The sequence below is a fragment of the Streptomyces sp. NPDC090088 genome (genome assembly GCF_044747345.1).
GTDB lineage: Bacteria > Actinomycetota > Actinomycetes > Streptomycetales > Streptomycetaceae > Streptomyces.
Genome location: NZ_JBIVDZ010000001.1, coordinates 1,017,241 through 1,037,008 on the forward strand (window position 1 = coordinate 1,017,241; position 19,768 = coordinate 1,037,008).

Below are 19,768 nucleotides of genomic sequence, written 5' to 3' on the forward strand. Positions count from 1 at the left end.
GGAAGGAGCCCCGTGAAGGTCACCCTGGACAACCCGGCCGACGCCCCGCGGCCCGCCAGCCCCTACTACTCCCAGGTCGCCCGGGTCGAACACGCCGACGGCAGCGCCCTGTTGTTCGTCTCCGGCCAGATCGCCGAGGGCGCGACCCTCGCGGAGCAGAGCCGGGGCGTCTTCGAGGGCCTCGGCGCGCTGCTGCGCGCGCACGGGGCGACCCTGGCGGACGTCGTCAACATCCGCACGTATCTGACCGACATCTCCCGGCTCGCCGAATACGGCGCCGTACGCCGCGAGTTCCTCACCGGCACCCCGCCGACCAGCATGACCTTCGAGGTGCCCCGGCTGTTCCGGCCCGAGGCCCTCGTCGAGATCGAGGTGGTGGCGGCGGTGGCCGGCTGAGGCCGTGGCCCGCCACGGGCCGGGTCGCGGGCCGGGTCGCGGGTGTTTGTGAAGGGTTCGTACGAGTTCGCGGCGGGGCGCCCGATCACCGGCCGCCGGCTCACAGCCACGGCTAAGGTCGGGAGCGGGCCACGCCCCCCTTGAGCAGCCCCGGTCCGGGACCTGACCCCTGGACCGGGGCTTGCGGCTGTCAGCGGACCCCGAAGGCGTACACCGTCTCCGAGCGGTACACCGCGCCCGGGTCGAGGCGGGTGCTCGGGAACTCCGGCCGGTTGGGGGAGTCCGGGAAGTGCTGGGTCTCCAGGGCGACACCGTCGCCGGGGGCGAAGGGGCCGGTCAGGTGCTCGGCGGTGTACAGCTGGACGCCCGGTTCGGTGGTGGACACCGTGAGGGTGCGGCCGGACGCCGGATCGTGCAGTTCGGCGATCTCCTGCGCGGCGGCCGTGACGCCCTTGTCGAGGACCAGGTTGTGGTCGTAGCCGGAACCGACCTTGCGGGCCGTGCGGAAGTCGAAACGGGAGCCGGAGACGTCCTCCAGGACCCCGGTCGGGATCAGGTCGCCGTCGACGGGTGTGTAGCGGGAGGCGGCGATCCGCAGCTCATGGCCGCCCGCGTTCCCGGAGCCCGCCAGGTTGAAGTAGCTGTGGTTGGTGAGGTTCACGACGGTCGGCGTGTCGGTGACCGCCTCGTAGGAGACGCGCAGCGCCCCGGAGGGGTCCAGCGTGTAGGTCGCCGTGACCTCCAGCCGCCCCGGGAAGCCCTCCTCGCCGTGCGGGCTGACGCGCGTGAGCCGCACCCCGTGCTCGACGCCCGCCGCCTCCCACACCCGCTTGTCGAAGCCGTGGGCGCCGCCGTGCAGGGAGTTGGGGGCGTTGTTGGGCTCCAGGGCGTAGGTCACGCCGTCCAGCGGGAAGCGGGCGTGCGCGATCCGGTTGGCGTACCGGCCGACCAGGGCGCCGAAGTACGGGCCCGGGTGCTCCAGATAGCCGTCCAGACCGGCGAACCCCAGCACCACGTCCGCCGTCCGCCCGTCCCGGTCCGGGACCTCGACCGACTGCACGATCCCGCCGTACGACAGGATCCGCACCCGGGTCCCCGCGCGCTCCAGCGTCCACCGGTGGACCTCGGTGCCGTCGGAAAGTGTGCCGAAAAGTTCGCTCATGTGGAAACCCTAAGCCAAGGGTCTAGTCCACCGGGTCCTTGGCGGTGACGGCCCGGTAGGCGATCGCGGCGAGCTTCGACTGGCCGTCGGTGCTCGGATGGAACCAGTCCCAGTGACTGAGCTGATCGGTCCCGAACCGGTACGCGTACACCGCCCCGCCGTCGAAACGGCACCGCCGGTCCTTGGCGCAGACCTCCTCCAGCACCTTGTTGTAGTCCTCGACCCGCTGCTGGACCTTGTCCCGGCGCAGGGTCGCCGCGCTGGTCAGGTCGTCCGCGCCGGAGAGCATGGACGGACAGATGCCCAGCTTCCACACCTGCTTGCCCAGCGGGTTCGTCCGCCCCTCGGACCACAGCCGCTTCAGGTTCGGCACGCTCGCCACGTACACCTGTGTCCTCGGCAGCGACTTGCGCAGGGTGCCGAGCGCCTCCTCGAACTGGGTGCGGAAGGCGGCCACCGAGGTCATCGCCCGCACCGAGGTGCGGCAGGCGTCGTTCGCCCCCACCATCACCGTCACCAACTGGGGCCTGCGCACCGCCGCGTCGGCCAGCTGCCCGGACAGGTCGGCCATCCGGGCGCCGGTCTCCGCGTAGTTCCAGCTGTGGTCGGCCGCCTTCGCCCGCCCCAGCAGCCGTACCGCCAGGCTGTCCACCTGCTCGCTGGTGCCGGTCGCCCAGGACACCTCCGGGCAGTCCGAGAGCACCGTGCACGCGTCGAATCCCCGGGTGATGGAGTCGCCGACGGCCGCGATCGAGGCCGGGCTGCGGTCCCACACCTGCACGGTCCGGGCGGCCCGGGTCCGGCCGCCGTCCGGCGCGGCCGACGAACCGCCGAACACACCGCACCCGGCCACCCCCAGCGCGGCGGTGGCGGCGACGGCTCCCACCAGGGCACGCGAACGCCGACGTCGCTGCTTGCGCATTCCCCGGTGGTCCTCTCGGTCGGCCTGTTCGTCCCCCGTAATGACAACGCACGGGAGTTCCCGCGCCGCGCCCTGCAACGGTCCACCCCTGTACAAGCGTCCCCCTGGGTGAATGGCAGGGGTTTCCTGGCTGTGGGACCGACGGTACGTCACACTCCTTGCGCCACCGCACGGTAGCCTCGCCATCAACGCGGCCGTCGTGCCACAGCCGCCAGCCAGCCAGCAAGATGTCCCGCTCTGCCCGGAGGTCCCGGTGACGACACGTGGAGTTCTGTACGTGCACTCCGCGCCGCGCGCGCTGTGCCCGCACGTCGAGTGGGCCGTCGCCGGGGTGCTCGGCACGCGCGTCAACCTCGACTGGATCCGGCAGCCGGCGGCACCCGGCACCTGGCGCTCCGAGTTCTCCTGGCAGGGCGAGGTCGGCACGGCCTCCAAACTGGCGTCCGCCCTGCGCGGCTGGCACCTGCTCCGCTTCGAGGTGACCGCCGAACCCTGCGCGAAGGCCGAGGGCGAGCGCTACAGCTGCACCCCCGAACTCGGCATCTTCCACGCCGTCACCGGGATCCACGGCGACATCCTCATCCCCGAGGACCGTCTGAGGGCCGCCATGACCCGCTCACAGCGCGGCGAGACCGACCTGGAGGCCGAGATCGCCAAACTCCTCGGCAAGCCCTGGGACGACGAACTGGAGCCCTTCCGCTACGCGGGCGAGGGCGCCCCGGTGAGGTGGCTCCACCAGGTGGTCTGACGCCGGTTGCCGACCGCGGCGCCGTCGTGGCTTCTCGCGCAGTTCCCCGCGCCCCTAAAAAGAAAGGGGCGCGGGGAACTGCGCGAGAAGTCCCCACCGGCGGTCGGCCGACAACGAAACGCACTGTGGCCCGGACTCTTCTTCAGAGTCCGGGCCACAAGCCTTGAAACGGCGTTTCTCAGATCGTCCGGAACGCCAGGACCACGTTGTGCCCGCCGAAGCCGAACGAGTCGTTCAGTACGGCGATCCGGCCCTCGGGCAGCTGCCGGGCCTCGCCGCGCACCACGTCCGCGTTGACCTCGGGGTCGAGCTCGGCGAGGTTGATGGTCGGCGGAGCCGTCCGGTTCACCAGCGCCAGGATCGACGCGACGGTCTCGATACCACCGGCACCGCCCAGCAGATGACCGGTCATCGACTTGGTCGCCGAGATGGCCATGTGGTCGACGTCGTCGCCGAACACCTTCCGCAGCGCCTTGATCTCGGCCACATCGCCCTGCGGCGTGGACGTGGCGTGCGCGTTGACGTGCACGATCTCGGCCGGCTTCAGGTCCGAGCTGTCGAGCAGGTTCTGAAGGGCGTGCGCGATGCCGTTGCCCGAGGGCTCCGGCTGCGTGATGTGGTGCGCGTCGGCCGAGATGCCCTGGCCGACCGCCTCGACGTAGATCCGGGCCCCGCGCGCCTTCGCGTGCTCCTCGGACTCCAGGACGATCACGCCCGCGCCCTCACCGAGCACGAAGCCGTCACGGCCGGAGTCGTAGGGACGCGACGCGCCCTCGGGGTCGTCGTTGTTCTTGGACATCGCCATCATGTTGCCGAACGCGGCGATCGGCAGCGGGTGGATCGCCGCCTCCGTACCGCCGGCCACGACGACGTCCGCACGCCCGGTGCGGATCATCTCGATGGCGTACCCGATGGCCTCGGCGCCGGAGGCGCAGGCCGACACGGGGGTGTGCACACCGGCCCGCGCACCCAGCTCGATACCGACGTTGGCGGCCGGCGAGTTGGGCATCAGCATCGGCACGGTGTGCGGGGAGACACGGCGTACGCCCTTCTCCTTGAGCACGTCGTACTGGTCCAGCAGGGTCGTCACACCGCCGATGCCGGAGGCGATGACGGCGCCGACCCGGTCGGGGTTGGCGGACACGTCCTCACCGGCCTTGGCGGTGAAGCCGGCGTCCTTCCAGGCCTCCTGGGCGGCGATCAGCGCGAACTGCGCGGACCGGTCCAGCTTGCGGGCCTGCGGGCGCGGGATGATCTCACTCGGTTCGACGGCGATCTGCGCCGCGATCCGGACGGGCAGCTCGGCCGCCCAGTCCTGCTCCAGCAGGCGGACGCCGGACTTGCCGGCGACCAGGGCCTCCCAGAACGAAGCTGCGTCGCCACCCAGCGGTGTGGTTGCGCCGATACCGGTGACGACCACGGTGCGATTGGTCGGGCTCATCGGGAATTCTTTCTCCAACGGATACGGGATTCGACGGCGCCACCGCCGGGTGGCGGGGCATTGCAGCCGGAGACCGGCTAAGGGCCTCAGGCCTGGTGCGTGAGGATGTAGTTGGTCGCGTCGCCGACGGTCTTGAGGTTCTTGACGTCCTCGTCCGGGATCTTGACGTCGAAGCGCTCTTCGGCGGCGACGACGACCTCGACCATGGACAGCGAGTCGACGTCCAGGTCGTCGGTGAAGGACTTGTCCAGCTGGACGTCCTCAACCGGGATGCCGGCGATCTCGTTCACGATCTCGGCGAGACCTTCGACGATCTCTTCCTGAGTGGCGGCCATGTCAGGCGCTCCTTCTTAGATGTTCCAGACGGTTGCTGCGGTGGTGCTGACGGCGTTCCCGCACCGGATGCATGATCCGGCACGGAGTGCCTAGGGGAGGGTAACGACAGTGGCGGCGTAGACGAGACCCGCCCCGAACCCGATGACGAGCGCGGTGTCGCCGCTCTTCGCCTCGCCGGTCGCCAGGAGCCGCTCCATCGCGAGCGGGATCGAGGCGGCCGACGTGTTGCCGGTGGTGCGGATGTCACGGGCGACCGTGACGTGCTCCGGCAGCTTGAGAGTCTTCACCATCGAGTCGATGATGCGCACATTGGCCTGGTGCGGGATGAAGACGTCCAGGTCGTCCGCGCTGATCCCGGCCGCGTCCAGCGCCTGCTGAGCGACCTTCGCCATCTCGAACACGGCCCAGCGGAACACCGCCTGGCCCTCCTGCGTGATCGCCGGGAACTTGATGTTCCCCTCGCTGTCCAGGGGCAGGTTCGTCACGTCGCCGACGTGGAACCTGTCCCAGGGCACGGTCTGCTTGATGGTCTCGGACTTGTCGCCCTCCGACCCCCACACCGTCGGGCCGATCGCCGGCTCCTGCGAGGGGCCGACCACGACCGCGCCCGCGCCGTCGCCGAACAGGAAGGCGGTGGCCCGGTCCTCCAGGTCGGTGAGGTCGCTGAGCCGCTCCACGCCGATGACGAGCACGTGTTCGGCGGAGCCTTCCACGATCATGCCCTTGGCGAGCGTGAGGCCGTAGCCGAAGCCCGCGCAGCCGGCCGAGATGTCGAAGGCGGCGGCCTTGTTCGTGCCGAGCTTGTCGGCGATCTCGGTGGCGACGGCCGGGGTCTGGCTGAAGTGCGAGACGGTCGAGACGACCACGGCGCCGATCTGCTCGGCGGAGATGCCCGCGTCCGCGATCGCCTTGCCGGCGGCCTCGATCGACATCGCGGCGACCGTCTCCTCGGGGCCCGCCCAGTGCCGGGTCTCGATGCCGGAGCGCGACCGGATCCACTCGTCGGACGAGTCGATCTTCTCGAGGATCACCTCGTTGGGCACCACGCGGGTCGGGCGGTAGCCGCCGACACCGAGGATGCGCGCGTACGGGGCACCCTTGCTGGGCTTGATCTTCGACATCGCAGTGCGCTCCTAATTCAGCTGTGCTCGGCGATGAGTTCGCGGGCCGCGTCGAGGTCGTCGGGGGTCTTCAGGGCGAGCGTCCTGACGCCGGGCAGGGCACGCTTGGCCAGGCCGGTCAGGGTGCCGCCGGGGCACAGCTCCAGGAGGGCGGTGACGCCGAGCTCCTGGAAGGTCTCCATGCACAGGTCCCAGCGGACCGGGTTGGCGACCTGGCCGACCAGCCGGTCCACGACCTCGCCGCCGGAGGCGACGGTCCGCCCGTCCTTGTTGGAGACGTAGGTCAGCTTCGGGTCGGCGGGCGAGAGTTCCTTGGCGGCCTCGGCCAGTGCGTCGACCGCGGGGCCCATGTGGTGCGTGTGGAAGGCGCCGGCGACCTTGAGGGCGATGACCTTGCGGACACCCTCGGGCTTGTCCTCGGCGAGCGCCGCGAGCTGCTCCAGGGTGCCGGCCGCGACGATCTGCCCCGCGCCGTTGATGTTCGCCGGGGTCAGGCCCAGCTTCTCCAGGTGCGCGACCGAGACGTCCGGGTCGCCGCCGAGCAGCGCCGACATGCCGGTCGCGGTGATCGCGGCGGCCTCGGCCATCGCCAGTCCGCGCTTGCGTACGAGGGTCAGCGCCTCGTCCTCGCTCAGCACGCCGGCGACGGCGGCGGCGGTGATCTCCCCGACGCTGTGCCCGGCGACCGCACCCGGCGCAATGTCACCGAGTGCCACGGCGGACACCAGTCCGGCGGCGACGAGCAGCGGCTGGGCCACCGCGGTGTCCCGGATCTCGTCCGCGTCGGCGTCCGTGCCGTAGTGCACCAGGTCGAGGCCGATCACCTCGGACCAGGCACGCAGACGGGCCTCCACACCGGGGAGGTCGAGCCAGGGGGTCAGGAAGCCGGGCGTCTGGGCGCCCTGGCCGGGAGCGACGAGTACGAGCACTCTCACACTCTCTCTTGTCGGCGGCCACGGCCGCCCGTGGGGACAGGGACGAAGAACACGAAGGGGTTTTGTGGGCCCCCGACAAAAACCTATGGTTGGGGATCTCCATCGACCAGACGCCCCAGGATCAGCGCGATCCGCAGTGTGAAGGCGGATCGTACATCGGATGGCGACCATCCGGTGACGTCAGTCACACGTCGGAGCCGGTAGCGCACGGTGTTCGGGTGGACGAAGAGCATCCGGGCCGCGCCCTCCAGGCTGCTCGCCTGTTCCAGATAGACGCTCAGTGTTTCCAGCAGCGCCGAACCGGCTTCTTCCAGCGGTCTGTAGATCTCCTCCACCAACTGCTCACGCGCGCTCGGATCGCCCGCGATGGCGCGCTCCGGGAGCAGATCGTCCGCCAGCACGGGCCGCGGCGCGTCCTGCCAGGCGGAGCAGGCCTTGAGCCCGGCGGCGGCGGCCTGCGCGGACCGGGTGGCCGCCAGCAGGTCCGGCACCACGGGCCCCGCGACGACCGGCCCGGCGGCATAAGGGCCGATCAGCGACTTGGCGACGGCCAGCGGGTTGTCGTTGCCGCCCGCGATGACGACCAGCCGGTCCCCGAGCACACCCGTCAGCACCTGCAGCTTGGCGTGCCGGGCGGCCCGCCGGATGGCCTCGACGGTCAGCTCGCTGTCCCCGTCGGGCGCGGTGCCGAGCACGACGCACACGTTGTCCGGAGAGTTCCACCCGAGTGCCGCGGCCCTGCTCACCGCGCCCTCGTCGGCCTCGCCGCTGAGCACCGCGTTCACCACCAGCGACTCCAGCCGCGCGTCCCAGGCACCCCGTGCCTCGGCGGCCTGGGCGTACACCTGGGCGGTGGCGAAGGCGATCTCCCGGGCGTAGACGAGCAGCGCCTCGCGCAGCACGTTCTCGTCGCCGGGCGCCGCCACCTCGTCGATGGCGGACTCCATGACCTCGATGGTGGTCCGCACCATCTCCACGGTCTGCCGCAGCGTGATCGCCCGGGTCAGCTCGCGCGGCGCGGTCCCGAACACGTCCGTCGAGATCGCCTGCGGGGCGTCGGGATGCCGGAACCACTCGGTGAAGGCCGCGATGCCCGCCTGGGCGACGAGCCCGATCCAGGAGCGGTTCTCCGGGGGCATGGCCCGGTACCACGACAGGCTCTCGTCCATGCGTGCGATGGCCTGGGCGGCGAGGCTGCCGGACGACTTCTCCAGCCGCTTCAGGGTCGCGGAGTGCGGGTGGACCGGATGAGCCAGGGGATCGGACTTGCGCGTTACGGGTTCGGGCACGTGGACAAGACTGCCTTATCCGGACGGGAGCATGCGCCGCCGGGTGCCGGCAGCGGTCTACGGTGGTGCCGTGATGGACGTCAGGCGCGCGGCGCAGCGCTACCCGGGAGGCGACCCGGCGACCGGGATCGAGTCGTCGCACGCCTTCTCCTTCGGCCCGCACTACGACCCGGACAACCTCCGCTTCGGCGCGGTCATCGCCTGCAACGAGGAGCGGCTGGCGCCCGGCGCGGGCTTCGACGAGCACCCGCACAGCCATACCGAGATCGTGACGTGGGTGGTCGAGGGCGAGCTCACCCACCGCGACTCCGAGGGCCACGAGACGGTGGTCCGCCACGGCGACGTCCAGCGGCTCAGCTCGGCGGGGGGCGTCCGCCACGTCGAGCGCAACGACGGCGCGGAGCCGCTGACCTTCGTCCAGATGTGGCTGGCCCCGGTACGTCCCGGCGGCGAGCCCTCCTACGAGATCGTCCGCGGCATCGCCGACTCGACCCCGTACGCCGTCCCGGAGGCCGGCGCGATGCTCCACGTCCGCCGGCTGGGGGCGGGGGAGCGGACGGCGGTGCCGGACGGGGCGTATGTGTATGTGCACGTGGTGCGGGGGGAAGTGCGCTTGGGCGGGGAGGAGTTGGGGCCGGGGGATTCGGTGAGGGTGGTGGGGGCGAAGGACTTGGCGGCGGAAGGGCTGACGCCGGCTGAACTGTTGGTGTGGGAGATGGCGGGGTAGTCGCCCCCGTCGTGCGCCCGCGGGCCGGTGGGGGCTGGTCGCGCAGTTCCTCCCCCAGCCTTCGGCCGGGGGGACCCCCAGCGCCCCTGACGGGGCACGTCGTAGCGGTGAGCGCCCCCCCGCCTCAGCCGCGCAGCTCCGCCAGCACCGAGTCCGTGAACACCGGCCATGCCTCGACCGCCCAGGGGCCGAAGGCCCGGTCCGTGAGGGCTACGCACGCCACCCCCGCCTCGGGGTCCACCCACAGGAACGTGCCCGACTGCCCGAAGTGACCGAAGGTCCGCGGGGAGGACGAACTCCCCGTCCAGTGCGGTGCCTTGCCGTCGCGGATCTCGAAGCCCAGCCCCCAGTCGTTGGGGTTCTGATGGCCGTAGCCCGGCAACACGCCCTTCGTACCCGGGTAGTGGACGGTCAGCGTCGCCTCCGCCACCGTCCGCGGGTCCAGCAGCCGCGGTGCCTGGAGCTCCGCCGCGAAGCGCAGCAGGTCGGACACCGACGAGACGCCGTCCTTGGCCGGTGAGCCCTCCAGCGACGTCGACGTCATGCCCAGGGGCTCCAGCACCGCCTGCCGCAGATACTCCGCGAACGGGATCTCCGTGGCCTTGGCCACATGGTCGCCGAGCACCTCGAACCCGGCGTTGGAGTACAGCCGCCGCTCCCCGGGCGGCGCCGTCACCCGGTGTTCGTCGAAGGCCAGCCCCGAGGTGTGCGCGAGCAGATGCCGTACCGTCGCCCCGTCCGGCCCCGCCGGCTCGTCGAGGTCGAGCGCCCCCTCCTCGTACGCGACGAGCACCGCGTACGCCGCGAGCGGCTTGGTGACGGAGGCCAGCGGGAAGCGGTGCCCGGCCGGCCCATGGGTGCCCAGGACCGTCCCGCCGGCCCGTACCGCGCCCGCCGCGGCGGTCGGCACGGGCCAGTTCTCGATGGACGCGAGGCTGTTCAAGGACGACATGGCCCCGAGCCTAAGCGGCTCAGAGCGTCAGCCGCATCGAGGGGTCCGGCTTGCGGACGAAGCCCAGCGAGGCGTACAGCGGCTCCGCCTGGGCCGACGCGTTCAGGTCGACCTGTGCGGCGCCCCGCTCCCGGAACCACTCCAGCAGCTCCGCCATGCACGCCCGGGCGTACCCCCGGCGCCGGGCGTCCGGGTCGGTCGCCACGCTGAAGACCTGGCCGACCCGCCCGTGCGGATTGCCGGCCCGGCCGATCCGGTACTCCAGTGTCCCCACGACCAGTGCGGCCAGCGCCCCCGGCCGCTCCGGATGATCGACGACGAACGCGGCGAAGTCCCCGTCGGCCGCGCCGAGCCGGGCCCGGAGCGTCGGCAGCGACTCGGCGTGCCACCCCGTGGGGCCGTCCACCTCCGCCATGGAGTCGATCATGACCTGGCGCAGGCGCAGCACTTCCGGCGCGTCCTCGGGCCCTGCACGGCGTACGAGACTCATGCCGGGCACGCTAGCCACCACCCGCCCCGCGCGTCGTGCGTATTTCTTACCGAATCCACTTGCTTCGAGCCCACTCGAAGGCCATAGCGTGGGCGTATGACGGTGATGCAGACCACGACCGCGGCCCCCGCCGACCAGGGATCCGGCACTCTCGCCGACAGCTGTACCTCCGCCCCCGTGCGGCACCCGCGCCCCGAGGGCCAGGACCGTTACACCATCAGCGAGGTCGTCGCCGTCACCGGCCTGACCGCCCACACCCTGCGCTGGTACGAGCGCATCGGCCTCATGTCCCACATCGACCGCTCCCACACCGGCCAGCGCCGCTACACCAACCGCGACCTCGACTGGCTGGACTTCGTGACCAAGCTCCGCCTGACCGGCATGCCGGTGGCCGACATGGTCCGATACGCGGAGCTGGTGCGGGAGGGCGAGACGACCTACCCCGACCGCCGCGAACTCCTGGAACAGACCCGCAGAGACGTCCTGTCGAGGATCGCAGAGCTACACGACACCCTGTCGGTACTGGACCGCAAGATCAGCTTCTACGAAAAAGGCAGCAACTGAAGCGCCCCGATAGGGACGCGGGGCTGTATCGATTTGCGGCTGCCGCCGCGTGGGCGCGACCAGCCCCCACCGGCCGGCAGCCGACAGACCACCTGTCACAGCTCCGCCAACAACTCCGCCTTCTTCACGGAGAACTCCTCGTCGGTGATCAGCCCCGCCGAATGCAGCTCCCCCAGATGACGAATCCGCTCGGCGATGTCGGCGGGATCCCGCCGCCCCGCCGACGCCGGCAGCGCGGCCGAGCTCTTCGCCCGCACCGCCTCCAGCACCGCCGCCGCGAAGGGCAGTGACTCGTGCACGGGCCCGTACCCCAGCCCGAACACCACGGTCGCGGGATCCTGGTCGGCCGGTACCGCCGCCCCCGCGTGGTCGCGGCGCAGCAGCCGCAGATGCCCTTCGAAGACCTCGGGCGACCGCCACTCCACACCCGCCAGGTCGGTCACCGCGAAGCTCTGGTCGCCGGCCTTCCACTTCGCCGTGGACGCGCCCGTCCAGGACCACCGGAACTGCACGGCCCTGCCGTCGAAGCTGGCCTTCCCGTCGTACGCCTTGAACTGCCGGGGCGCCTCGGGCGCGGCCACCAGAAACCTTTCGGCCGGTCCGGACCCGGTGAGCAGCGGCCGCAGTTCGTCGGCGTAGTACTCCGCGAGGGTCTCCCGCTCGGCGGGGAGCACCAGCCGGTACGGGTCGCTGCCGTCCTTCAGCTGTCCGGCCGCCGCCTCGATCAGCGGATCCGCACCGGCGCGCGGCTCGGCCCTCAGCACGACCGTGCCCCGTTTGCCCGCCGACACCGTCACCCGCTCCAGCGCGGCCAGCGGCACCCGGCGTTCGCCCAGGGCCTGGAACAGCTTCGGTGTTCGAATCCCCCGTTCGTAGCGGATGAGCACGGAGTCGGACTCGAACTCCCAGGCGGCATGAAATCCGGCCAGTACGTCACCCATGCGGCTCATCGTATGCGGCACGTGCTTCCCAGTCCCATCCCCGCGCATACCGCACTTCCTGCTGTCTCTACGCGCGTCCGGCCGTCGAGGTGCCGGACAAACCCGCCCGGCACCCGTCATCGTCGTGGGCACAGGTGACCGCGCCGTACGCGCCAACCCCGATGTCGGCGAGGTTGCGCAGGCTGTCGGTGCCCGGCTCGAAGTAGCCGGCGTGGCCCTGTGCGTCGTGTGCCGACAGCACCCGCGCCCCGAAGGAGGAGGAGACGGGGTCGGCGCCGTGGCCGAGTCCGCCGAACTCCAGGTAGGGGACGTCCTGGATCCAGTCGGTGGCGTCCCGCATCGCCCACACCCGGGCCGAGGTGTCCAGGTGCGAGGCCTTCTCGACCCGCATCCCGGGGCTCGCGGCCACCGCTATGTCGGCCACCCGGTCCGGCATGGCGTGCGCGGCGACCCCGCAGACCACCGAGCCGTAGCTGTGGCAGAACATCGACACCGGCGCCCTGCCGGGCAGGGCCCGCAGCAGTGCGTTGAGGCGTACGGCGCCCTGCTCGGCGGCCATCCCGGTGGCCGCGTCCACCCCGAGCCCGTCGGGCGCGGTGTAGTCGGCCCAGGCGATCACCGCCGTGCGGGTCGTGGGACGCGCGGTGTGCTCCGCCTTGTAGAGCGCCTTGGCCATGCCGACCGGCGCGGTGTACTGGCGGTTCGTCTTCTGGAAGGTGAGCAGGTCGGTGTCGACGCCGGGGACGACGACGGAGATCCGCTCGGCCCTGGTGAGGTCGCCGAACACCTCGGCGACCCGGCCGCTGCCGTCCGGGTCGAAGGCGAGGATCTGCCGGCCGTTCGCCAGCAGCGCCTCGTAGCGGTGCATACGACGGCCCGCGTCCTGCTGCCCGGCCGCGGAGAGCCGGGGGTCGTGCATGCGTTTCTTCTCGACGGCGCGCTGCTGGCCGAGGGCGATGTGGTTGGCGCGGTAACGCAGTCCGACCGGGGCGCCGTTCATGTTGCCGACCGCGAGCGGGTAGCGGTGGACGAGCCGGTCGCGCTCCTGTGCGGTGAGCGAGGCGAAGAAACGGGTGAGCCGCGCGGGCGACGCCTCCGGGTCCGGCAGGTGGAGACCGTGGACGCTGCCGTGCTCCCACTTGTCGAGGGAGGTCTGCAGGGCGGTGGTCTCGCGGTGGGCGCGCAGGGCCGTCCAGCCGGTGGTCGCGAGCATCACGAACACCACGGCCAGGGCGAGGAGCGCGCGCCAGACGTTGAGTGGCGGGGAGGTGTCGAAGGAAGTCACTGGGAGGACACACTAGGAGAACGAGAGGGTCTCGCGGTAACCGAGTGACAGTTATCACGTTTCGGCAAACGTGAGCCCCATCTCAGGCCCGTGTGGCGGGACTCAGCCCGTCCGCCAGTTCCCGGTGAGCGCCGGTCCCACCTGATCGAGGTAGGACGCGGTGAGTTCGCGGATCGACGTCGCGCTGAAGTCGTCGCCGACCGACCACTCCCGCTCGGTCACCCGGATGACCGCGCCGAAGAGCGCCACCACCAGCCGGGGTCTCGGGTCGGTGGCGAAGTCGACGCCCTCCCGTTCGGCGATGATCCGCGCGAGTTCCTCCTCGGTCTCCGACTGGCGCCGCAGATGGGCGGCGAACAGGACCGGGGTCGCCTCGATCATCTTGTACGTGCGCATGAGCAGTTCGACCGGGACGTACCGCTCGACGGCCTCCTCGATGGTGTCCCAGCTGTCCATGACCGACCGGCGCAGCGCCTCCAGCGGGGTCTCCTCGGCCGGGCGGCCGCGCACCGCCTCGACGTAGTGCGCCTCGGTGATCCGCGGCACGAAGAAGGCCACCTCCTCCTTGCTCGCGAAGTAGCGGAAGAAGGTGCGCTGCGAGACGTCGACGGACTCGGCGATCTCGTCGACGGTGGTGCGCTCGTACCCCTGGGTCACGAACAGTTCGAGGGCGGACCGCAGCAGCGTGTCCCGGGTGCGCTGTTTCTTGCGTTCGCGCAGCGTTTCCATGCCTGACAGTTACTGACTAGTGAATTTGTTTGTCAACTGTCAGTGGCTGTCATTAGCCTCGCACGCATGACTAGTCAGACCACGATCGACGCGGCGGGACCGGGGGACGCGACACCCGCCGCCCCGGTGGACCGTCCGCCGGCCTCCGGCCTGCGCGGCCACCCCTGGTTCACCCTGATAACCGTGGCCGTCGGGGTCATGATGGTGGCCCTCGACGGCACCATCGTGGCCATCGCCAACCCGGCGATCCAGAAGGACCTCGGCGCCACCTTCGCCCAGGTGCAGTGGATCACCAACGGCTACTTCCTCGCCCTCGCGGTCTCCCTGATCACCGCGGGCAAGCTCGGCGACCGCTTCGGCCACCGGCAGACCTTCCTCGTCGGCGTGGTCGGCTTCGCCGCCGCGTCCGGGGCCATCGGACTGTCCAGCAGCATCGGCGCGGTCGTCACCTTCCGGGTCCTTCAGGGCCTGTTCGGCGCGCTGCTGATGCCGGCCGCGCTCGGCCTGCTGCGGGCCACCTTCCCGGCCGAGAAGCTCAACATGGCGATCGGCATCTGGGGCATGGTCATCGGCGCCTCCACCGCGGGCGGCCCGATCCTCGGCGGTGTGCTGGTGCAGCACGTCAGCTGGCAGTCGGTGTTCTTCATCAACGTGCCGGTCGGCGCGATCGCCCTGGGCCTCGGCATCGTGATGCTGCTCGACCACCGCGCGGAGAACGCCCCGCGCTCCTTCGACCTGCCCGGCATCGCGCTGCTCTCCGGCGCGATGTTCTGCCTGGTGTGGGCACTCATCAAGGCGCCGGCCTGGGGCTGGGGCGACGGCAAGACGTGGGCCTTCATCGCCGCGTCCGTGCTCGGCTTCGCCCTCTTCTCCTACTGGGAGACGAAGGTCAAGGAGCCGCTGATCCCGCTCGGCCTGTTCCGCTCGGTCCCGCTCTCCGCGGGCGTGGTGCTGATGGTCCTGATGGCCATCGCCTTCATGGGCGGCCTGTTCTTCGTGACGTTCTACCTCCAGAACGTCCACGGTATGGACCCCGTCGACGCCGGTCTGCATCTGCTCCCACTCACCGGGATGATGATCGTCGGCTCCCCGCTGGCCGGCGCCGCGATCACCAAGCTCGGCCCCCGGATCCCGCTGGCCGGCGGCATGGCGGCCACCGCGGTCGCCATGTACGGCATGTCCACCCTCAAGGCGGACACCGGCAGCGGGATCATGGCCGTCTGGTTCGCCCTGCTGGGCCTCGGCCTCGCGCCCGTCATGGTCGGCGCCACCGAGGTCATCGTCGGCAACGCGCCCATGGAGCTCTCCGGGGTGGCCGGCGGTCTCCAGCAGGCCGCGATGCAGATCGGCGGCAGCCTCGGTACGGCCGTGCTCGGCGCCGTGATGGCCTCCAAGGTCGACGGCGACCTGGCGGGCAACTGGGCCGACGCGGGGCTGCCGAAGCTGACCCCGGCGCAGCTGGCCCAGGCCTCCGAGGCGGTCCAGGTCGGGGTCGCGCCGGTCGCCAAGGGCACGCCCGAGGCGATCGCCGCGAAGATCACCGACGTCGCCCACGACACGTTCATCTCCGGCATGAGCCTCGCCTCGCTGGTCGCGGCGGGCGTGGCGGCGGTCGCGATCCTGGTCGCACTGCTCACCAAGCGCGGCGAGAACGCGGGCGCCGATGCGGGTGTGGGCCACATCTGACGCTTCTCCGGGCGGAGTTCACCTATCAGGGTGACGCCGCTAAAGATTCCTCGCCCTCGGCACGCGCCGCAGGTCACAGTGGGTCAGGTCCTCCGCAGGGCATTCGGGGACTTGTCCGGGCTGCGGCGCGCTGCTGGAGGGGGGCAGCGGGCCGTCGTTCGGCTGCGGGTGTGGGGGGGGGCTCGTCTCAACTGCGGGCAGCAGTGCCGCTGGGGCGGCACGGGTGGGCGCAGCGGCACCCCGCCAGCGCCGGTGAGCGCAACGCCGTGACCTCGGTACCCACCCCCTCGCGCAGGGCGGCGACCTCCGCCCGCAGCGCCCGTACCTCCTCGGTCAGCCCCTCGATCGCCTCCGTCTGCCGCCGTTCCTCCACGTCGTCCTTCTCGAAGCGCGCGATGAACCACGTGGCGATGTTCGCCGTCACCACACCCAGCAGCGCGATCCCCGAGAGCATCAGGCCGACCGCGATCATCCGGCCCAGCCCGGTCGTCGGCGCGTGGTCCCCGTACCCCACCGTCGTCATCGTCGTGAACGACCACCACAACGCGTCACCCAGCGTGCGGATGTTCCCGTTCGGCGAGTCGCGCTCCACCGAGAGCACGGCCAGCGAGCCGAACATCAGCAGGCCGACGACCGCGCCCACCACGTACGTCGTCAGCCGGATCTGCGAGGCCATCCGGGCCCGCCGCCCCACCAGCATCAGCGTCGCGACGAGCCGCAGCAGCCGCAGCGGCTGGAGCAGCGGCAGCACCACCGCGCACAGGTCTATCCAGTGCGTCCGCACGAACTCCTTGCGGCGGGGCGACAGACCCAGCCGGACCAGGTAGTCCAGGGCGAAGGAACCCCACACCACCCACTCGGCCATCGTGCACACGGCGGTGAGGACATGCCCTGCGGAACTGTCCACGATCGGCAGCGCGTAGGCGATGGCGAAGGCCACCGCGAGTGCCAGCAACGGCCGTTGGGTGATCTGCTCCCAACGTGCCTGCGCGGACTGTTCCTTCATGTGCGCATCGTAAAGAAAGAGCAAGGGCGGCGGGGACCATGGCCCCGCCGCCCTCGAACGCTCCGCCGGCCCGACGCTACGCGTCGCCGCCCGCCGCGCCCGGGTCCGCCGCCGCGACATCCAGCAGCTGGTAGCGGTCGATGGCCTGCTTGAGGACCGAGCGGTCGAGCCTGCCCTCGCGGGCCAGCTCGGTCAGCACCGCGACCACGATCGACTGCGCGTCGATGTGGAAGAAGCGGCGCGCCGCGCCCCGCGTGTCGGCGAAGCCGAAGCCGTCGGCGCCCAGCGACTGGTATGTGCCCGGCACCCAGCGCGCGATCTGGTCCGGAACCGATCGCATCCAGTCGGACACGGCCACGAACGGACCCTCGGCGCCGCTCAGCTTCTGCGTCACCCACGGCACCCGCTGCTCCTCCTCCGGGTGCAGCAGGTTGTGCTGCTCGCAGGCCACGGCCTCGCGCCGCAGCTCGTTCCAGGAGGTGGCGGACCAGACGTCGGCCTTGACGTTCCAGTCCGTGGCGAGGATCTTCTGGGCCTCGATCGCCCAGGGGACCGCCACGCCGGACGCCATGATCTGCGCCGGGACCGTGCCCGCCGTGCCCGCGCTGATCCGGTGGACGCCCTTGAGGATGCCCTCGACGTCCACGTCGGCCGGCTCGGCCGGGTGCTGGATCGGCTCGTTGTAGACGGTCAGGTAGTAGAAGACGTCCTCGCCGTGCGGGTGCTCGGCGTCGCCGCCGTACATGCGGCGCAGGCCGTCCTGGACGATGTGCGCGATCTCGTACGCGTACGCCGGGTCGTAGGCCACGCAGCCCGGGTTCGTCGAGGCGAGCAGCTGGGAGTGGCCGTCCGCGTGCTGGAGGCCCTCACCGGTCAGGGTCGTACGGCCGGCGGTCGCGCCCAGGACGAAACCGCGCGCCAGCTGGTCGGCCATCTGCCAGAACTGGTCGCCGGTGCGCTGGAATCCGAACATCGAGTAGAAGACGTAGACCGGGATGAGCGGCTCGCCGTGCGTGGCGTAGGCCGAGCCGGCCGCGATCAGGGAGGCCGTGCAGCCGGCCTCCGAGATGCCGTCGTGCAGCATCTGGCCGGTCGGGGACTCCTTGTAGGCGAGCAGCAGGTCGCGGTCGACCGCCTCGTACTGCTGGCCGAGCGGGTTGTAGATCTTCGCGCTCGGGAAGAAGGAGTCCATGCCGAAGGTGCGGTACTCGTCCGGCGCGATCAGTACGAAGCGGCGGCCGAGCTCCTTGTCCCGCATGAGGTCCTTGAGCAGTCGTACGAACGCCATCGTCGTGGCGATCGACTGCTGGCCGGTGCCCTTCTTCACGGTCGCGTACGTCTTGTCGTCCGGGAGCGCGAGGGGCTCGGAGCGTACGACGCGGGTCGGGACGTAGCCGCCCAGGCCCTTGCGCCGGTCGTGCATGTACTGGATCTCCTCCGAGTTCCGGCCGGGGTGGTAGTACGGCGGCAGGCCGGACTCCAGCTCCTTGTCGGAGATCGGCAGGTGGAGGCGGTCGCGGAAGCCCTTGAGGTCGGCGACCGTCAGTTTCTTCATCTGGTGCGTGGCGTTGCGGCCCTCGAAGTTGGGGCCCAGCGTCCAGCCCTTGATCGTCTTGGCCAGGATGACCGTCGGCTGGCCCCGGTGCTCGGTGGCCGCCTTGAACGCCGCGTAGATCTTGCGGTGGTCGTGGCCGCCGCGGCCCAGGTGCAGGATCTGGTCGTCGGTCATGTGCTCGACCATCGCGCGCAGCCGCTGGTCGTCACCGAAGAAGTGGTCGCGGATGTACGCGCCGGACTCGGTGGCGTAGGTCTGGAACTGACCGTCGGGGGTCGTGTTCATCTTGTTGACGAGCACGCCGTCGCGGTCCTGGGCGAGCAGCGGGTCCCAGGTGCGGTCCCAGACCAGCTTGATCACGTTCCAGCCGGCGCCCCGGAAGACCGACTCCAGCTCCTGGATGATCTTGCCGTTGCCGCGCACCGGGCCGTCCAGCCGCTGCAGGTTGCAGTTGACGACGAAGGTGAGGTTGTCCAGGCCCTCGCGGGCGGCGATGGAGAGCTGGCCGAGCGACTCCGGCTCGTCCATCTCGCCGTCGCCGAGGAACGCCCAGACGTGCGACTTCGAGGTGTCGGCGATCCCGCGCGCGTGCATGTAGCGGTTCATCCGCGCCTGGTAGATCGCGCCGATCGGGCCGAGGCCCATCGAGACGGTCGGGAACTCCCAGAAGTCCGGCATGGAGCGCGGGTGCGGGTAGCTGGAGAGGCCGTCCGGGTACTTCGACTTCTCCTGGCGGAAGCCGTCCAGCTGGGTCTCGCTGAGCCGGTCGAGCAGGAACGCGCGGGCGTAGATGCCGGGGGAGGCGTGGCCCTGGAAGAAGACCTGGTCGCCGCCGAGACCGTCGTCCTTGCCCCGGAAGAAGTGGTTGAAGCCGACGTCGTAGAGGGAGGCCGAGGAGGCGAAGGTGGCGATGTGGCCGCCGACCCCGATGCCCGGGCGCTGTGCGCGGGAGACCATCACCGCGGCGTTCCAGCGGGTGGCGTTGAGGACCTTGCGCTCGATCTCCTCGTTGCCCGGGAAGAAGGGCTCCGCGCGGGTGGCGATCGTGTTGACGTAGTCCGTGCTGCGCATCTCGGGCACGGCCACCCGCCGCTCGCGCGCCCGCTCGATCAGGCGGAGCATCAGGTAGCGGGCCCGCTCCCGGCCGCGCTCGTCCACGGCGGCGTCGAGCGAGTCGAGCCACTCCTGGGTTTCCTCGGGATCGAAGTCAGGAACCTGACTCGGAAGGCCGCCAATGATGATCGGGTTGCGATCGGATCCGGAAGCCACGCTGTTCCTTACCTGTCAGAGGGGCACTGATTCCCTGATTTTTTGCTGTTTTCCCTGCGCTCTGCCTGCACCGCTGTCCATCGTCCACCTCGGGGCAGCGCACGTCATCTCTACCGCGAGGTAACTCGGGCCCGGCCAAAACGCAACGATACGCCCGGGGTGTGACGCGCTTGGCAAACTCGTTCGACCACCGCATGTGAGGATGATTCCGAAA

General features: G+C 70.8%; 19 protein-coding genes. 5 read left to right on the plus strand and 14 right to left on the minus strand.

From position 1 onward, the window contains the following. Window positions 1-12: 12 nt before the first annotated feature. The gene (locus ACIPSJ_RS04500; RefSeq protein ID WP_401343319.1) at window positions 13-396 is read left to right on the plus strand and encodes a RidA family protein; all 384 of its coding nucleotides are present in this window, start codon (window positions 13-15) and stop codon (window positions 394-396) included. Window positions 397-586: 190 nt separating this feature from the next. Here the strand turns inward: ACIPSJ_RS04500 and ACIPSJ_RS04505 are convergent, their stop codons facing one another. Together ACIPSJ_RS04505 and ACIPSJ_RS04510 are read right to left on the minus strand one after the other, a co-directional pair. Further along, window positions 587-1,558, minus strand: coding sequence for an aldose epimerase family protein (locus ACIPSJ_RS04505; RefSeq protein WP_401343322.1), 972 nt, complete (start codon window positions 1,556-1,558; stop codon window positions 587-589). A gap of 22 nt (window positions 1,559-1,580) precedes the next feature. Next, window positions 1,581-2,480: an SGNH/GDSL hydrolase family protein gene (locus ACIPSJ_RS04510; RefSeq protein ID WP_359208365.1), complete on the minus strand. Its 900-nt coding sequence runs from the start codon at window positions 2,478-2,480 to the stop codon at window positions 1,581-1,583. A gap of 253 nt (window positions 2,481-2,733) precedes the next feature. On the opposite strand from ACIPSJ_RS04510, the gene ACIPSJ_RS04515 reads away from it, so the two are divergent. Next, on the plus strand, window positions 2,734-3,228 hold the full coding sequence (locus ACIPSJ_RS04515) for a DUF3145 domain-containing protein (protein WP_355710873.1): 495 nt from the start codon (window positions 2,734-2,736) through the stop codon (window positions 3,226-3,228). Between the two features lie 178 nt (window positions 3,229-3,406). Here the strand turns inward: ACIPSJ_RS04515 and fabF are convergent, their stop codons facing one another. The 5 genes from fabF to fasR form a co-directional block, all read right to left on the minus strand. Beyond that, on the minus strand, window positions 3,407-4,669 hold the full coding sequence (gene fabF, locus ACIPSJ_RS04520; protein ID WP_359208360.1) for a beta-ketoacyl-ACP synthase II: 1,263 nt from the start codon (window positions 4,667-4,669) through the stop codon (window positions 3,407-3,409). A gap of 86 nt (window positions 4,670-4,755) precedes the next feature. Further along, entirely contained in the window at window positions 4,756-5,004 is a 249-nt protein-coding gene (locus ACIPSJ_RS04525; protein ID WP_355710875.1) for an acyl carrier protein, read from the minus strand. 90 nt (window positions 5,005-5,094) lie between these two features. Continuing rightward, the gene (locus ACIPSJ_RS04530) at window positions 5,095-6,126 is read right to left on the minus strand and encodes a ketoacyl-ACP synthase III (RefSeq protein WP_359208356.1); all 1,032 of its coding nucleotides are present in this window, start codon (window positions 6,124-6,126) and stop codon (window positions 5,095-5,097) included. Between the two features lie 17 nt (window positions 6,127-6,143). Further along, window positions 6,144-7,055, minus strand: coding sequence for an ACP S-malonyltransferase (locus ACIPSJ_RS04535; RefSeq protein WP_401343328.1), 912 nt, complete (start codon window positions 7,053-7,055; stop codon window positions 6,144-6,146). An 89-nt stretch (window positions 7,056-7,144) separates the two neighbouring features. Then, window positions 7,145-8,350 carry a fatty acid biosynthesis transcriptional regulator FasR gene (fasR, locus tag ACIPSJ_RS04540; RefSeq protein ID WP_359208351.1) on the minus strand — a complete coding sequence of 402 codons (1,206 nt, stop codon included), beginning with the start codon at window positions 8,348-8,350 and terminating at the stop codon, window positions 7,145-7,147. A gap of 73 nt (window positions 8,351-8,423) precedes the next feature. Between fasR and ACIPSJ_RS04545 the strand changes: the two genes are divergently transcribed. Next, the gene (locus tag ACIPSJ_RS04545; protein WP_401344568.1) at window positions 8,424-9,077 is read left to right on the plus strand and encodes a pirin family protein; all 654 of its coding nucleotides are present in this window, start codon (window positions 8,424-8,426) and stop codon (window positions 9,075-9,077) included. 124 nt (window positions 9,078-9,201) lie between these two features. On the opposite strand, the gene ACIPSJ_RS04550 is transcribed toward ACIPSJ_RS04545, so the two are convergent. Next, entirely contained in the window at window positions 9,202-10,029 is an 828-nt protein-coding gene (locus tag ACIPSJ_RS04550; RefSeq protein ID WP_359208348.1) for a serine hydrolase domain-containing protein, read from the minus strand. A 19-nt stretch (window positions 10,030-10,048) separates the two neighbouring features. Continuing rightward, a complete protein-coding gene (locus ACIPSJ_RS04555) occupies window positions 10,049-10,519 on the minus strand; it encodes a GNAT family N-acetyltransferase (protein ID WP_359208345.1) in 471 nt (156 codons plus the stop codon). A 96-nt stretch (window positions 10,520-10,615) separates the two neighbouring features. Here ACIPSJ_RS04555 and ACIPSJ_RS04560 point away from each other — a divergent pair, with 96 nt between their 5' ends. Continuing rightward, entirely contained in the window at window positions 10,616-11,083 is a 468-nt protein-coding gene (locus ACIPSJ_RS04560) for a MerR family transcriptional regulator (RefSeq protein WP_401343333.1), read from the plus strand. 95 nt (window positions 11,084-11,178) lie between these two features. On the opposite strand, the gene ACIPSJ_RS04565 is transcribed toward ACIPSJ_RS04560, so the two are convergent. From ACIPSJ_RS04565 to ACIPSJ_RS04575, 3 genes are all read right to left on the minus strand, one after another. Continuing rightward, a complete protein-coding gene (locus ACIPSJ_RS04565; protein WP_401343336.1) occupies window positions 11,179-12,024 on the minus strand; it encodes a DUF4429 domain-containing protein in 846 nt (281 codons plus the stop codon). A 67-nt stretch (window positions 12,025-12,091) separates the two neighbouring features. Next, window positions 12,092-13,309, minus strand: a complete 1,218-nt coding sequence (locus ACIPSJ_RS04570; RefSeq protein WP_359208336.1) for an alpha/beta hydrolase — start codon at window positions 13,307-13,309, stop codon at window positions 12,092-12,094. Window positions 13,310-13,411: 102 nt separating this feature from the next. Continuing rightward, window positions 13,412-14,038 carry a TetR family transcriptional regulator gene (locus ACIPSJ_RS04575; RefSeq protein WP_359208332.1) on the minus strand — a complete coding sequence of 209 codons (627 nt, stop codon included), beginning with the start codon at window positions 14,036-14,038 and terminating at the stop codon, window positions 13,412-13,414. Window positions 14,039-14,104: 66 nt separating this feature from the next. On the opposite strand from ACIPSJ_RS04575, the gene ACIPSJ_RS04580 reads away from it, so the two are divergent. Next, window positions 14,105-15,724 carry an MFS transporter gene (locus ACIPSJ_RS04580; protein ID WP_401343339.1) on the plus strand — a complete coding sequence of 540 codons (1,620 nt, stop codon included), beginning with the start codon at window positions 14,105-14,107 and terminating at the stop codon, window positions 15,722-15,724. 187 nt (window positions 15,725-15,911) lie between these two features. On the opposite strand, the gene ACIPSJ_RS04585 is transcribed toward ACIPSJ_RS04580, so the two are convergent. After that, the gene (locus ACIPSJ_RS04585) at window positions 15,912-16,730 is read right to left on the minus strand and encodes a potassium channel family protein (protein ID WP_401343342.1); all 819 of its coding nucleotides are present in this window, start codon (window positions 16,728-16,730) and stop codon (window positions 15,912-15,914) included. 76 nt (window positions 16,731-16,806) lie between these two features. Further along, window positions 16,807-19,554 (minus strand): pyruvate dehydrogenase (acetyl-transferring), homodimeric type, encoded by a 2,748-nt coding sequence (aceE, locus tag ACIPSJ_RS04590; protein WP_359208323.1) that lies wholly within the window; start codon window positions 19,552-19,554, stop codon window positions 16,807-16,809. Window positions 19,555-19,768: the final 214 nt, after the last annotated feature.

Bases quoted from the DNA above. Each gene is read 5' to 3' on its own strand.
- ACIPSJ_RS04505 (WP_401343322.1), bottom strand. From the start codon at position 1,558: ATGAGCGAACTTTTCGGCACACTTTCCGACGGCACCGAGGTCCACCGG.
- ACIPSJ_RS04510 (WP_359208365.1), bottom strand. From the start codon at position 2,480: ATGCGCAAGCAGCGACGTCGGCGTTCGCGTGCCCTGGTGGGAGCCGTC.
- fabF (WP_359208360.1), bottom strand. From the start codon at position 4,669: ATGAGCCCGACCAATCGCACCGTGGTCGTCACCGGTATCGGCGCAACC.
- ACIPSJ_RS04525 (WP_355710875.1), bottom strand. From the start codon at position 5,004: ATGGCCGCCACTCAGGAAGAGATCGTCGAAGGTCTCGCCGAGATCGTG.
- ACIPSJ_RS04530 (WP_359208356.1), bottom strand. From the start codon at position 6,126: ATGTCGAAGATCAAGCCCAGCAAGGGTGCCCCGTACGCGCGCATCCTC.
- ACIPSJ_RS04545 (WP_401344568.1), top strand. From the start codon at position 8,424: ATGGACGTCAGGCGCGCGGCGCAGCGCTACCCGGGAGGCGACCCGGCG.
- ACIPSJ_RS04550 (WP_359208348.1), bottom strand. From the start codon at position 10,029: ATGTCGTCCTTGAACAGCCTCGCGTCCATCGAGAACTGGCCCGTGCCG.
- ACIPSJ_RS04555 (WP_359208345.1), bottom strand. From the start codon at position 10,519: ATGAGTCTCGTACGCCGTGCAGGGCCCGAGGACGCGCCGGAAGTGCTG.
- ACIPSJ_RS04560 (WP_401343333.1), top strand. From the start codon at position 10,616: ATGACGGTGATGCAGACCACGACCGCGGCCCCCGCCGACCAGGGATCC.
- ACIPSJ_RS04565 (WP_401343336.1), bottom strand. From the start codon at position 12,024: ATGGGTGACGTACTGGCCGGATTTCATGCCGCCTGGGAGTTCGAGTCC.
- ACIPSJ_RS04575 (WP_359208332.1), bottom strand. From the start codon at position 14,038: ATGGAAACGCTGCGCGAACGCAAGAAACAGCGCACCCGGGACACGCTG.
- ACIPSJ_RS04580 (WP_401343339.1), top strand. From the start codon at position 14,105: ATGACTAGTCAGACCACGATCGACGCGGCGGGACCGGGGGACGCGACA.
- ACIPSJ_RS04585 (WP_401343342.1), bottom strand. From the start codon at position 16,730: ATGAAGGAACAGTCCGCGCAGGCACGTTGGGAGCAGATCACCCAACGG.